The organism is Terribacillus saccharophilus (assembly GCF_002272745.1).
Classification (GTDB): Bacteria; Bacillota; Bacilli; order Bacillales; family Amphibacillaceae; genus Terribacillus; species Terribacillus saccharophilus_B.
The window spans coordinates 1-14024 of record NZ_NPBD01000012.1; the positions used below are offsets into that span (position 1 = coordinate 1).

18 protein-coding genes are annotated in these 14024 nt (G+C 31.1%); 16 read left to right on the plus strand and 2 right to left on the minus strand.

The genetic code is table 11. The annotated features are described in order from the left end of the window. Nucleotides 1–686: 686 nt before the first annotated feature. The gene (locus CHH58_RS18795; protein WP_283162824.1) at nt 687–815 is read left to right on the plus strand and encodes a hypothetical protein; all 129 of its coding nucleotides are present in this window, start codon (nt 687–689) and stop codon (nt 813–815) included. A 129-nt stretch (nt 816–944) separates the two neighbouring features. Further along, on the plus strand, nt 945–1433 hold the full coding sequence (locus CHH58_RS13340; RefSeq protein ID WP_095262661.1) for a hypothetical protein: 489 nt from the start codon (nt 945–947) through the stop codon (nt 1431–1433). Nucleotides 1434–1943: 510 nt separating this feature from the next. Here CHH58_RS13340 and CHH58_RS18455 read toward each other — a convergent pair. Next, entirely contained in the window at nt 1944–2114 is a 171-nt protein-coding gene (locus tag CHH58_RS18455) for a hypothetical protein (protein ID WP_170937629.1), read from the minus strand. Between the two features lie 182 nt (nt 2115–2296). On the opposite strand from CHH58_RS18455, the gene CHH58_RS13345 reads away from it, so the two are divergent. Next, nucleotides 2297–2581, plus strand: a complete 285-nt coding sequence (locus CHH58_RS13345) for a helix-turn-helix domain-containing protein (RefSeq protein ID WP_095262662.1) — start codon at nt 2297–2299, stop codon at nt 2579–2581. 98 nt (nt 2582–2679) lie between these two features. Here CHH58_RS13345 and CHH58_RS13350 read toward each other — a convergent pair whose 3' ends face one another. Beyond that, nucleotides 2680–3093, minus strand: coding sequence for a hypothetical protein (locus CHH58_RS13350; protein ID WP_095262663.1), 414 nt, complete (start codon nt 3091–3093; stop codon nt 2680–2682). A 223-nt stretch (nt 3094–3316) separates the two neighbouring features. On the opposite strand from CHH58_RS13350, the gene CHH58_RS13355 reads away from it, so the two are divergent. The 13 genes from CHH58_RS13355 (at nt 3317) to CHH58_RS13420 (ending at nt 13814) form a co-directional block, all read left to right on the plus strand. Beyond that, on the plus strand, nt 3317–4102 hold the full coding sequence (locus CHH58_RS13355) for an ABC transporter permease (protein ID WP_095262664.1): 786 nt from the start codon (nt 3317–3319) through the stop codon (nt 4100–4102). A 2-nt stretch (nt 4103–4104) separates the two neighbouring features. After that, entirely contained in the window at nt 4105–5607 is a 1503-nt protein-coding gene (locus CHH58_RS13360) for a hypothetical protein (RefSeq protein ID WP_095262665.1), read from the plus strand. A gap of 15 nt (nt 5608–5622) precedes the next feature. Further along, entirely contained in the window at nt 5623–6282 is a 660-nt protein-coding gene (locus CHH58_RS13365) for an ABC transporter ATP-binding protein (RefSeq protein WP_095262666.1), read from the plus strand. A 669-nt stretch (nt 6283–6951) separates the two neighbouring features. Then, on the plus strand, nt 6952–7251 hold the full coding sequence (locus CHH58_RS18670; protein WP_249275132.1) for an RNA polymerase sigma factor: 300 nt from the start codon (nt 6952–6954) through the stop codon (nt 7249–7251). Between the two features lie 9 nt (nt 7252–7260). After that, nucleotides 7261–7455 carry a hypothetical protein gene (locus tag CHH58_RS18460; protein ID WP_170937630.1) on the plus strand — a complete coding sequence of 65 codons (195 nt, stop codon included), beginning with the start codon at nt 7261–7263 and terminating at the stop codon, nt 7453–7455. 14 nt (nt 7456–7469) lie between these two features. Next, on the plus strand, nt 7470–8171 hold the full coding sequence (locus CHH58_RS13380) for a hypothetical protein (protein ID WP_141235101.1): 702 nt from the start codon (nt 7470–7472) through the stop codon (nt 8169–8171). 325 nt (nt 8172–8496) lie between these two features. Further along, nucleotides 8497–8934 carry a DUF2712 domain-containing protein gene (locus tag CHH58_RS13385; protein WP_095262669.1) on the plus strand — a complete coding sequence of 146 codons (438 nt, stop codon included), beginning with the start codon at nt 8497–8499 and terminating at the stop codon, nt 8932–8934. Between the two features lie 63 nt (nt 8935–8997). Beyond that, the gene (locus tag CHH58_RS13390) at nt 8998–9765 is read left to right on the plus strand and encodes a DUF2705 family protein (protein WP_095262670.1); all 768 of its coding nucleotides are present in this window, start codon (nt 8998–9000) and stop codon (nt 9763–9765) included. Further along, entirely contained in the window at nt 9755–10462 is a 708-nt protein-coding gene (locus CHH58_RS13395; protein WP_095262671.1) for a WxPxxD family membrane protein, read from the plus strand. Before CHH58_RS13390 ends, CHH58_RS13395 begins: the two co-directional genes overlap by 11 nt. A gap of 4 nt (nt 10463–10466) precedes the next feature. Then, a complete protein-coding gene (locus tag CHH58_RS18925; protein WP_430980841.1) occupies nt 10467–11168 on the plus strand; it encodes a DUF2705 family protein in 702 nt (233 codons plus the stop codon). A 17-nt stretch (nt 11169–11185) separates the two neighbouring features. Next, the gene (locus tag CHH58_RS13405) at nt 11186–11821 is read left to right on the plus strand and encodes an ATP-binding cassette domain-containing protein (RefSeq protein ID WP_095262673.1); all 636 of its coding nucleotides are present in this window, start codon (nt 11186–11188) and stop codon (nt 11819–11821) included. After that, nucleotides 11814–12458: a hypothetical protein gene (locus tag CHH58_RS13410; protein WP_095262674.1), complete on the plus strand. Its 645-nt coding sequence runs from the start codon at nt 11814–11816 to the stop codon at nt 12456–12458. The genes CHH58_RS13405 and CHH58_RS13410 overlap by 8 nt, the downstream gene beginning before the upstream one ends. A 918-nt stretch (nt 12459–13376) precedes the next feature. Next, nucleotides 13377–13814: a hypothetical protein gene (locus CHH58_RS13420; RefSeq protein ID WP_095262676.1), complete on the plus strand. Its 438-nt coding sequence runs from the start codon at nt 13377–13379 to the stop codon at nt 13812–13814. Nucleotides 13815–14024: the final 210 nt, after the last annotated feature.

Sequence of the window (14024 nt, forward strand, 5' to 3'; positions counted from 1 at the left end):
TAGTAAGAGAAAAGAAACTTAGTTAAGTTGTAATATCTTATATGGAATTGCAGTTAAGAGAAAAGAAGGAGTAGACCAGTGTTCTTCTATAATAAGAACGGGTGGGATCTCTGTGTTAACGTTTGTCTTCTCTCTGCTATGAAATAATTATTGTCTTAATGTAAGTTTCAAGCTCAAGGAATTATAGAAAAAACATTGAGAAGTCTACATTTAGTTGAGGTTTCCCAATAAATAAGAAATAAAATGCAAGGTCTGGAAGTTGACCTCATTAAACTAAATAAAATTAAAACAAAAGCATGCTGAGAAAAGGGGGAAAATCACTAAGGTTAGTAGTATATAAATGTTAAAGATGATAATCAGAAGATGGTACTTTTGTAAGTATACTGTTTGTAATTCATTAGGAGAGATAAAAGGATTTGTAAAGCATGAGAGGTTATAGTATTAATTGAGATTTTAGTACCTACCGAAGTTACATAACTTGTGTTAATAACAATATAAACAGAAATAAGATGAGGAATTCTATATAGGGAAGTGGTTAGATAATATGTTTATACAGAATGTCTCTCAAAATAAATTAATAGAAAGTTTAAACTCGTATCCTAAAATAGGATACGAGTTTTTTATTGCCATTGACTATAGGAATAGATTTTTGAATCCAATTCTTAATTTGAAAGGAGGTGAGAAAGATGGCAAATGTGTCAAAATCAGAAGAGTCACTAGTAGATTTTGTGTTTGTTAAGGACGAAGATGTTAAGCCGAATCCACAACTTGAAAAGGAGTTGGAAGAGTGGGAAAGGCTAGCAAAAGAAATGTGATAGTTTGAATGAAAGATATGACGGTCTGCGTTTTTGACCGTCACATCTAACTGAAATGTCAGAACTGTTATGTACGACAATGCAAATGGGGATATATTGTAGATGTGAAAATTAAAGGAGTAGAAAAAAATGAGTGAAGTAAAAAAATCACCATCAAGCAAATTACTAGATCGAACAATAGCAAATATTTATGCTCAGTCGCAACCTGGAGGAGACAGTTCAATTATTGCGTCAAAGAAGGGTTTGGAAATTCTAGTAGAAGCATTGAACGTTGCCATAAAGCTGGGTAAGAGTGAATATACCTTGTACAATAGTGACCTAGTTCCATATCAAATGCTTATTATGAGAAATGAAGAATCAGTAGATAAAGCATATTGGAAAAAACTTCAATCACCCTACACTGATAAGCTACCTGTGGATAGGGGGCATTTATACGAACCAACAGAATACTTTGATTTTGGTATTTCGAACACGGCTGATTTGGAAAAAGAAATCACTTTGAAAGATGTTAAATATCTGAGTATGAAAAAGGAAGAAGTGATGAGGATTACACTCGGATGTATTGAGCAAGGTAAAAAATATGGATTTCCCCAAAAAAATAAAAAAAAGAAGTCGTAAACCCTTCTATTGTATCTCTAACTGTTTAACCGTTCTTAGGTGTAATATCAACTCTTTAAGCGATTGTATTTGGCAGGAAAACGGTCAAATGTGTTACTCTCATAAGACTGCCCAAGACTTATTTGTTCGAGCGAGAATACCCGGAAAATTGAGATCCTTTTGAATCAATTTAGAAAGTACTTTTGAAGGCCGGTTTAAAAATTATATTCCGGTCCTTTTTCTAGTTCTAGTCCATCAGCAACATTGAAAATCTCACCTATGTAATTACGACTATAAACTTTTGCAATAACTGCAATTCTTTTCTTCTTTCCGAAATATTGCATCATCCTACAATAGCAATGTATTCCCCTCGTTCCAATTGCTTTTTGGTAATAAATATAATTAAAATTTCAGGAAAAAGTCAAAATGAAGACGGTATTGAAGCAATTTTTTTTCTCATCATGTTTTATTAATGAAGGATTTATTTTTTGTGTACCTTTCTAATACTACCATTAACTATAAGTGCTTTTCTTATTTCCTAAACCACTTCCATATTCCAAATGGACCATCATATAAGAATCTTAAATGACTTATAAGCATTTCATTTTCTCTCTTGATTCTCTTGTAGGTATTCGATTTGCCTGGATCTGCTAATGTTAAGTTTGCACTTTTTCTCATTTTTTCTTGCCTGTTTTGACGCATATTGCATCCTCCTCGTAATTTAAAGGTTAATTTAGGACTAATCAATCTTTTAAAAAGTTTCTTTTCTTAATAGCATTAAACACATTAGTGACTTTATCTTAACAAATTTCCATCCGGTTTTCTGCCTAAATCAATTTTTGCACACTGGTGAGTATTCAATAAATAGTAGGAGGAAGAATCAATTGGCAAAAAAGGATAAAGAAGAGCTGGAATATGCCTCATGTTATAGCACTCTCGAAGCAGCTGAGATTATGGGCGTTCCAGATCAAACTATTCGAAGTTGGTGCGAAAAAGGGGAAATTCCAGATGTTATAAGGTTAGAAAATAGAGAGTTGAGAATTCCAAAGAGTTACTTTAGATTTAGGCTTGAACAGGCCAAGCGAAATAATAACACACATGGGAAAATAAACCGGTCTTCAGTAGGTATTTTTTATATCACTATAATAACCAATTTTTCTTCAATCTAATTGCGTCCTTCTGTAACCCTTCGGGATAGGTTAATAAACATAAAAAGAGAGTATAATCTCAGCAGAACAGAATACACTCTCTTTTTACGTTTGTTCACTTAATTAGATTTAAAACTACCCTTCACATTGACGCTTACAGGTGTAGATACATCGTTGCTAAATGCAAGTCTATAGTAGCTGGCTGACCCTGACTGTACTATATTCCTATACCAGGTCCAACTAACATTATCTCCTACATTCCGTTTCCAAGATGTATTTCTGGATACTCCCTTGTCCCGTTCAGCTCTTACATCAACTACGTAACTTCCTCCAGTTGATTTATGATCAACATTGATTTCTTCATTGCCATGGAGGCCTGTTTGCTTTGAAGCATATGAATAGGCATATCCATTAAACGAAGGTACATTCTTATTATAAGATTGCCAGCTTGTTGCTGCTTGAGCCCCTCCACCAGCTACGAGTAAAGTAAGCGCTGTCCCCAATACCACAATTTTTGTTTTTGTTTTCTTCATACAATCCCCTTCCTGAAAAAAATATTTTATTATTACAATCCACATGATAAATGAAATCCTAGTAAAATTCAATATGTTTACATTTTTTTGTTTTATTTACATAAACGTAAATATATAGTTTCATTTACTTAATATCTCAATGAAATTTATTGAAGTATAGAGAAAAATTCTTTAGTATAGAGAATGATTTAATCATTATAAAATACAGAAAGAGGTAATATTATTGATTAGTAGACAATTTTTAATTGAATTTAAACGATCTTTTACACATAAAAATCTATTAAAATGGTTAGGGATTATTTTGTTACTTCCATTGATATCTTTTTTACCAGTATCAACTGGTTATTTATATTTTCAGCCTGTAGATGTATTTCAAGAGACTGTAGGTTTCATTATTCCTATGTTATTTCCCGTGCTGGTTGTTTTTATTTATCTACCAAGTTTTTTACAAGAACAGAAAAATCATTTTATTACATATACTCGGACGAGAGTCCCTTTAAACTATTATATTCTAGTTAAAGGTCTAATGAACGCATTGCTAACAGGTTTTATTATACTTTCTATGATGTTTTTTACATTTATTTTTGTCACATTCATAGAACCTAATTTTATACAGATTGTAGATTATTCACCGCCACTTCCAGGTGATCATGAAGTTAATGTAACTTTTTCTCAATTTTTAGAATATGGAACATGGACTTATGTTTTAGTATATTCACTATGGGTTACGTTAAACGCTATCGTATATTCAACCATTTCATTTTTGTTAATGATTATATTAAAAAAATCTTTCGTTGCCATATCAGTACCATTTTTATTTTATCATGTTTTTAACTTTGTCAGCGGTGTGTTCGGTATAGCTCAATTTTCACCACTAAGTACTGTGTTCCCATTCAATATTGAACAACAGGAGTTGTGGACAGTATTTGTTCCATTAGGAATTTTATTGCTGTGTATATCTATTCTTTATCTAATAGTAATTAGAAATAAAGAAGACTGGATGATATAAATATGAGCAATGTGGCAGAGCATTTAAAGGATATACTTATAAAATTCAGATGGATAGTAATAGGAATTGTTATTTATTTTTATGGTATTTTGTTGAAAAACGAAATCTTTAGTAACGCTAGTAAAGATGGACTAATGATAAATTCATGGGATGTATCTCTATACTTGTTAAATGATATTTATATAATTGTGTACTTTATTGTTCCAATTGTATTGTTTATTTCTGCAACCATAGTTTTGAGCGACTTTAATTATATGACATTAATTCGCTTAGGGACGACGAAAAAATGGGTTTTTCGTTCACTCAGGAGATTTTGGAGTAAAACTTCAATTTTATTATTAATTTTAGTGTTTATGTCTTTCTACTTAACTATTGGAGTTCCCTTTTCTTGGGATTGGAGTCAGTATAGTAAATCTAACATTTCTCACGATACCTTGGGTGAAATTGGTCTCGTTTTTACAGCACCATTTGTAGCTTTTCTATTTCAATTGGGATTGTTAGTTTTGGCGATATCAATTTTACATATATTTTTGTCTTTATTCTATGTGACGATTAAAAAGAGGAATATCTTTCTGATAATGTGTGCAATTTTGTTTTTAGGTAGCGTAGTAGGGTTTAAACTTTTTCCAGAAGAGTATGCATTTTTATCTCCTACTACCTATTTTACACTTAAAAATTTTATTGATTCATTTAATTATCCATTAATAGGATTAGTAGTTCTCATAGGACTATTTATAATATTCTATTTATATATATTATTGTTAGATATAAACAAAAGACATTACTTTCAATCAATCAAATCTTATCTTCCTCATGGAATTTACTTAATATTATGTTTAACAGGAATTGTTTCTATATCGATTTCTGCAGATCCTAGTAAAGATACGATATTAGACGTTTTAGTATTATCTTTTCAAGGTTCTAATTCAGAAAGTTTTTCTTATTTTTCATTTTTCTATTATTCAATTGTATTTTTTGGATTAACCTATTTAATTAATTTAGATATAAGCAGAGAAATAGAACAAATAGGATATTACAAAATTATTCGATATAGGAACTTAGAAAAGTGGTTTTGGAGTTGGTTTAGAAAGTTTTTATTAAAAGTAATCTTCTTTCTGTTATTGCTTGGAATGTTCTCCATCATAATAGGTGCAATTGTGGGACTAAAAACTAATTTTGATGTGACGGTGCTTTATGTAGATTGGTATACAATTTTGTATCACTTCATTATCAACGGGTTCTTACAGATTACTTTTTACATTTTATCAGTCTTCATAATTTCATGGGGAAAAAGAGAAGCATCATACGGCTTGATATTAATTAGTATTTTTATGGTCTTAATGTTGCCAGGGATTAATCAGCAAGGTGTAATTCCTGTAGGGCTAAATAGTCTGGTTAACTTGCTAGAGCATTCTCCATATCGTATAACCTTGGTTTTATTAATAGCAAACATTATGATTTATCTTCTAATAAAGTACCTTTTTACGAAAAGCTTTAAAAATTAAGTGGAGGGAAAAATAATGACTATTATTTCAATAAAAGATGTAAGTAAGAGCTTTAAAGGAAATGTGCTGTTTGAAAATATAAATCTTGACATAAGAAAAGGACAGATATATGGATTTGTTGGTCCAAATGGTTCAGGAAAATCCGTTTTATTTAAAATGATATGTGGATTTATATTTCCAGATAGTGGGGAAATATCTATCGATGGGTTGGAAATAGGTAAGGATAAGAGATTTCCTGAAAATTTTGGGGTTATAATTGATCGACCTGGCTATATTGCAAGTAAAACAGGTTTTGAGAATCTAAAAGAATTAGCTATGATAAGAGGCAATATAAGTGATAAGGAGGTAGTTGAAACGATGGAAATGGTTGGTTTGGATGCTCAGTCTTCTCAAAAGACAAAGAATTACTCTTTAGGTATGAAACAAAAGCTTGCCATTTGTCAAGCGATTATGGAAAAACAAGAAGTGTTAGTATTGGATGAGCCATTTAATGCTCTGGATGTTGATAGCGTTAAAAAAGTAAGAGATTTATTACTTAGGTTTAAAGAAGAAGGAAGAACTATCTTACTAACAAGTCACAATCAAGACGATATTAAGATTTGTGATGAAGTTTATCGAATTAATCGTTCTAAATTAGAGCTAACATTACCTTTAATAGGGGATTCACATTCGTGAATGCCCTTCTTGGTAACTTTTTTTATTATAGAGTCTTAACAATATTTGTATTGTTTTTAAACTTAATAAAAAAGCTAATCTCTTCAAGAATCACAACTGAGCTCTTAAAGTTTTGCATACTGTACTTTATTGAACGATATTATATTGCGATTATACATAAATTAACCCTTACCGTTTTATTCTAATGATAAGTTCGGTACCTATCCTGCTAACTCTTTTTAATATACGCACTCAATATAACTTCTTATGCAATCCAATGCAGCATATTATGCTCGCCAATAAGTGGAATTACAAGCAAATCAAAAGCAATCAAATGTAGTTCTACCTTTTCTTCCTCAACTACTAAAATCATATAGAAAACACAGTGGGTAAGCTTTCCTTATTAAACTGTGACATCATATTACATAAATTTTCTATCCTTTTTGCAACTTAAAACTCTGTTATTCGTCAATTGTATGAACAGGGGTGACGCAGATTGATAGATATAGATAACAGAGACTTAATTGAGGAATGGTATGACCAGTTCAGTGAACCTATCATTAAATATATTGTACTAATGACAAAGGATTATTAGCTGGCAGAAGACATAATGCAAGAGACTTTTTTTAGGGCTTTAAAACCATTGATACATATTGGAAGGAAGCAAGTCCTAAAACATGGTTATTCCGTATTGCTCATAATTTGACTGTAGATAACTTCAGGAAGAAAAAGCCTACTATACAAGAGATAGATTTCTTTACTCGATATAAGGATAATGGGCTCGGACCAGATGATCAAATATACATAAAAGAAAGATCACAGCAAATAACCAAGGCGATTATGACATTAAAAAAGGCTTATAAAGAGGTTATTGTATTGCGTAAAGTCCACCAATTTAATACGAAAGAAACTGCAGAAATCCTTGATTGGTCAGAGAGTAAGGTTAAGTCAAAGCTAAGGCAATCCTTGATAGCGCTTGAAAAGCACTGAATAAGGAGGATGGAAAATAATATGCTTATCAGAGATGATAATAGAGATTTAAAGTTTCTTGAAGATGATATAAAGTGGAACGAGAACAGAAAAAATGAAGTTAAATCTAAGGTTTTAAGTAACCTGAACGGTAATTCTATTTTGAACGGCAGCCAAAAGAAAAGCAAATACGTCGGTTGTACATTTCCATACCAGCAATCATAATTGCGCTTTTATTGTTGTTACTTGGCACAACATATGTATCACCTGCCTTTGCAGATAAAATTTTTCGAGTGCCAGTAATCGGAAAATTAGTGGAGGATAATTCAATATTATATACGCTTCAGGAGGGACTTAATAAGGAGCAATACACTTATGATAGTCTATATATATCTTATCAAGAAAAGAGCATAGAGTTAACTATCCCTGAAGAGGAGTACGATTCTAAACAGCAAGTAAAAAAACTTACAGAAGACATTTTAAGTGAAGGAAATGTGCAAGGATTTAGTGTGCATATAGCTAAAGTTTCGGATCGAGAAGAAGATGAAGTACTGGATAATGTGGATAATTCACAAAGTGTAGAAATTATTGATCTTCTTCATAAAAACAACCTATCAGATTTAATATTAAGTTCCGGTAGTAGTTATACAGACGAAGGTAAATTGGTCGTTGAATACAGTGTGTATGATACTGTTTCAAAGAGCGATATAGCTGAGATAAAGGATCTAACCAGAAATCAGGTGGTTGGTATTGAATATTCCGTTTATCCAACTATTGAACTGACCATTAAGACAAGCATAGAGTCTAGAACAGAATCGGAAACCCAACAATTTATAGCTGACCTGGAAAAGGAAATTAGACGTGCTATAGAAGATTCAGAAGAAGTACAGGAGGATTATCAAGTTATAATAAAAGATAAAAACCATCACCGCATTAATTAGATTAAAGACCTTTGGCGGCAGAAGAATGATTCAAAATTTTCACCTTATACAAGTGAAAAAATATATGATTCTTTAATCTATCCGGCATAATTCAGCACCTTTAGCTTCATCATAGACATTATCACTGAACATTCAATTATCATTCGAATCTTTGTAAATTTGCCTATGTTTTATGTAGGAAATTCATTAAAGATTACTTTACCTATGAGTGTTAAATAGTATGTAAGAATAAGAGGTTAATTATTACAATAATAATTTTAGGATATTTATACAATAAAAGGAAAAATAATGTATAATACAAATATATTATTTTAAGGAGGCACTTATGAAAAAATCAACAAGAAAAAAAATCACAAGTTTAGCTCTTGCTACTGGAATTGCATCCGCTATAATAGTTCCTAATACTCCATCATTTGCTGCAGATAATAATGTTGGTTATAACTTCTTAATCACCCAATTCCAACAAAACAATTATGCAGCTTCTCGTTACAGACAAACTAAAAGTGTAGATAACAAATGGAAAGTTAAAATGACTTACTCTGACGAGTCTGGTGGCAAGACTTACACACGTTTTTGGCTTTCGGGATTCCCAGTTAGCAAGAATGTATCATCTACAGTTAACGTCCTAGAAGATCATGACGCTTATTATCGAAAGCCTTACGAAGAAGCTAATCAAGCTGATGTAAGATTAACTGCAGAGAATAATAACTTTAGTAATACTGTGTATAATGCTGAAGGTTATTGGGACGAAGAAACTTGGTAATTTTTTCGGGAGGAGGAAATTCATATTTCCTCTTTTTTAATTTTTTTTATATGGAGGATAGGTATGTTAAGTGATTTCTTTCGCATAATCAATAATAAAAAGAGTATGATTTTGATTTGGGTAATCATTCTTGTACCTTTAGTAGATTTATCTCAATTACTTTTAGTTAAACTGAATTTGGGAGAAGATTATCATCCAGCATTTGCATTTTTCCTGGCAGGAAGCTCACAAGGACATATCTCTCAAATATTACTCTTATGGTTTTTGCCTGTTTATTTTTTAATTATTTGTACAGATAACTACATAGAGGATTTAAAGTATGGTTATAACCATATTCTAATTTCTAAAATGGGGAAGAATAAATACATTAGGAATAAGCTTGTTTTTTCTTTTATTACTCCTTTTATTACGATGTTTCTTGCATTATTAATTAATTTGCTTTTTTCTTATATTCTCTTTTGGGGAGGCACTTCTAGCCTAGGGATCTTTGAGATGGATATAGAGGGAAATACATTATGGGAGTTAAGTGTTCAATTTCCTTTATTGACTAATCTATCTTATTTATTGCTTGCATGTTTTTTAACAGGATTGTCAGGCTTACTTGGTGCTAGTGCTAGTTTAATTTTTCCGGATCGTAGATACGCTTACCCTATTACTTTCTTCATATGGTTTTCCTTAGTTCTATGGGAAGATTCAATAATGAATCTTTTTCAACCTTTTACAGAGTTTGATTTTGATTACTTACTTCCTACACTAATTAGAGATTTAGTTATACTTTTGATTATTCCTTTAATAGTATACTTATATAAGGTGAAAACAGATGAAATTTGATTTTAAAAGATATACACTATCAACTATTATAGTCTTAGTCATCTTCTTATTTAATTGGTATATGCAGAATCATAACAATATATATTCTCAAAAAGAAGAAATCTTATTAATGATGAACGGAAGTCTTCAGGGATTTGGTTCTATTCGCTCAATTGCGATTTATACGTTGATGTTCCTTTTATTTATGAACAGTATTATACCTAAAGAAAGATCTACATATATTGTTAGAAGCAATAGGTCGAAGTTATTTAATCAACGTATTGGTAACATACTTTTAACTTCAGCTATATTCTCTACATGTTTTCATATAGTAAATTTACTACTTACTGTATTATTTATTGATAACTCAATTTTAGCAGCTAATGATTTCTATTTAATAACTGTATTAAATTGGGTGTTGATGACTGTGTTCTATTTTTGGATAGGTATTTGTACTAAACTTATTGAAGATAAGTTGAATTCAGCTAATATAGCTGTAATTTTGACATTCATAATAATAGCGCTTAGCTACTTTCTTGATTTTTCTTTTTGGGTCCCCATAAGCGATATGCGTTTATATGAGATACTCTTGCTAAGTGATTGGACTTTTGTAAGTGTATTGATTTTATGGTTAAAGCAACTTGGAATTTCTCTGATTTTCTACTTAATTGGTAGACCTGTATTTTTTGAAAAGGATTTTATCTTAAATGAAAAATAGAGGTATGATTATTGTCGTTATTTTTGCTATAGTCGGACACAGTATTATTAATTATAAGTACTTATCTTTTAGATATGAAGATTATTCTAGTGCATTCTTTTTATTAGGGATCCCAGGTGAAACAGAATACACCTTGTTTATTTTTTGGTATTTTGTTTTCGTGAGCATCAGTTTCTATTTTTCAGGAGAGGTTTCAGAATTACTATCGGGTTACGGTAAATATGTAATAATACGTAATTATCATAAAGGAAAATGGATTAGCCGAAGGTACCTGTTGGCTTTACTAAGACTCACTATTTTTCCTTTAATACTAATGTTAGTGGCCTTTATAGTATCCGTACTTTCAAGTGAAGAAATGGAGAATTATTATCTAACAACAGAGATAATTATATCTTTTGTAATATATTGCTTAGTTTATTGCAATTTAATCTTTCTTCAACTATATTTGGAAATGTTTATAACTCCACAAATTGCTCTTCTCATTGTAAATATTTACGTTATTGTATCGGTATTACTAGGTGGATTAATTATCAAATTTGAAAAAGGTATGTTTTTAATGCCTATTTTGATACCAAATATTTCGATGAGCCTGAGAAGAGATTATATATACTTAACTGACTCAATTTCTATTTGTTATCTTCTGTTAATAGGTCTTACTATCTTCTTCCTTTCATATCGAAAATTCACTACAAAAGATATACTCTAATTATAAGGAGTTTCAAAATGGTAACTATAAATGTACAAAATCTAAATAAAAAATTAAAAAAGAATGTGGTATTAAGAGATGTTAATTATAACTTTAGACCCGGAACTATTTACGGTATATACGGAAGAAATGGGTCCGGTAAAACCATGTTATTAAGGGCATTGGCCGGCTTAATTTATCCAGATAGCGGTAAAATCTTGATTAACAATGAAATTCTACATGAGGATATATCCTTTCCACCCAGCATAGGTTTAACTATAGAAAATACATCGCTTTTACCTCAATACGATGCATATACTAATTTAAAGATCTTATCAAAAATAAAAAAGGTCGCCTCGGATGATGATATAAAAAGAGCTATAAAAAGAGTAGGGTTAGATCCTAATAGTAAATTAAAAGTACGAAAATTCTCTTTAGGCATGCGACAAAGACTTAGTATTGCTCAAGCAATCTTTGAGGAACCAGAATTTATCCTATTAGATGAGCCAACAAACGCTTTAGATGACTCAGGTGTTGAATTAGTGAGATCATTATTATTAGAAGAGAAACAACGAGGAGCTACTATTCTCATAGCAAGTCACAACAAAGAAGATTTAGAAATTCTATCTGATTATAAAGTGAAAATTGAAGAGGGAATGATTGTAAGTGAATAAAGGGAAATTAGTTCTTTTTTCTGTTTTACTTCTTATAATAGTAAGTTTCCTTATCTATCAAATATTCTTCAGTAACCAATTTCTTTCGGTCGAAGATAGAAGTGTTAAAAACAATCCTGCCCAAAAAATGAGTTTAACGAATGGAACTTACTTAGTAGACGAAGAAATTGAGCCAGGTTTCTATGACATCTACTATGAATCAGGTTCTGTTACCTTTAGGGATATTATATTATCAGAGGGTGATATAATCTTAAACGAGCCAATTAACAGCGGAACAGAAATAGAAATAGAGGGACAAGGGAAGGTTACTCTAAAGCCATCTAGTTTTGACGCCATAGATAAGAATGAAAACGAGTTAGAAATCGGTCATTCGGGAAGTTATTTAGCAGGGAAAGAAATCCCTCCAGGAGACTATAACATAAAATTATCAGGAGACTCAAAGAACGTAAACCCTCAAGTGTTTATAAAGGTCAGCTCTTCATTAAGTTCAGATGATAACTCGCAGTCATTAGATATAACCTCTTTTAAAGACAATAAAAATATAACTATTTCTGAAGGACAGTTTTTAGAAATTAATAAAGTAGATGAGAAGAAGGAAGAAGTTAATGAACTTTCTGTAGTGTTGAATTCCAGATAACATTTTATTAAAAGTTTGTATACAGGCTAGAAATCTATAATGATTAGAAGACAAGCTCTTATATAAATCGCCTTTTTTAATCTATCTTCAAAGAAATCCGGGGTCTATGAAGATACTAGTCAATAAAATGTACTTTATTGAACGATGTTTAATTACTAATTTCTCATAAGTTGAACATAGGTAGGATACTTTGTAGAAAATCATAAGTCTTATTAAAAAGAGCTGCTTAAAAATGAACTGCACCTCAAATTTTAGACACCATCTAAAATTTGGAGGTGCTTTTCTTATGGCTAGATATACAAATGAAGAGAAATTAAGGGCTGTAAAACGTTTATTAGGCGGGGAAGAAAGTAGTTATACCATATCCTCTGACACCGGAATGGCTAGAAGTAACATTCAATTTTGGGCAAGAAAAATACGAACTTCACGGAGAATTGGCTTTTACGAAATCCTATACAAATTACTCAGCCCAATATAAACTAGACGTACTTAACTATATGAACGAAAATGGGACGTCTGAAACAGCTGCCATATTTAATCTACCAACTGATTCTTCTTTATGGACATGTCAGAACTTACTGGAGACCCCTTGTACCGAAGAAAAAGGGGCGTCCGAGTGGAGAATTCCAAAGAGTTACTTTAGATTTACGCTTGAACAGGCCAGGAAGCGAAATACGTTTGAAAAAGAATTAGATAGGTTTAATAGTAATTCATTAATCTCAAATGAAGATGATAATGATAAAATGAACTAAGAAGTATAATTTTAAACAAGTAGGAATAATTTCATTAAAAAAAAGGATAAAAGATGACTATTAAAAAAAACTATAGACAGTTTAATAAATCTCCAACAGCTCACATTCAATCAGATGTGAGCTGTTTTTATTTTGCCTATAGTCATTAGTAAAAGGAGGATTTACGTTGAAGAATAGAAGAGTGTATCAGCAGAATGGGAATGGACAGAAAGCAGCACTGCATAGAGAACAAAAGGTACCGCCAACTAGAGCGAAAGCCCCGTATTTTACAGGTGAGATGTGCTATTCTTTACGTTGTTCTTTTTTACATGATGGAAACTGGGATATACAAAGTTGGGGCGAGAAAGAGGACGTAGATTTTTACTATTCTTATAAATTTGAATTAGCAGTAGGTGGGGCAGATGCATTTGGTTCTTCTTGGATAGATCAAGTCAGTGATAATGATTCGAAATTAATGAAAACAAATATTGTTAGAGTTAATATTGATAAATTATGTGAGTCCATTTGTTTAGCGGCTGAAAATTATTATAGATTAAAAGATCCTACACTATTCAATAGACATGAAATAAGCTATATTGATTTCAATCAATATAAAGGATTCTAATTCTTTGTTGTGTTTATAACCCAGCAATTGTGTGTGTGATAATGAACCTTTAATAAAAGTAATTGCAATTCCTATAACATTGAATTGGCAATTAAGGAGAATATAAGAGAATTAGTAATTTCAAACAACTTTATTTGAAAAACTCTCGTAGAAGCTTGTTTTATATTATCTTTTGTTATTTCATCTCTCATTAACTCTTCAATCTTACTA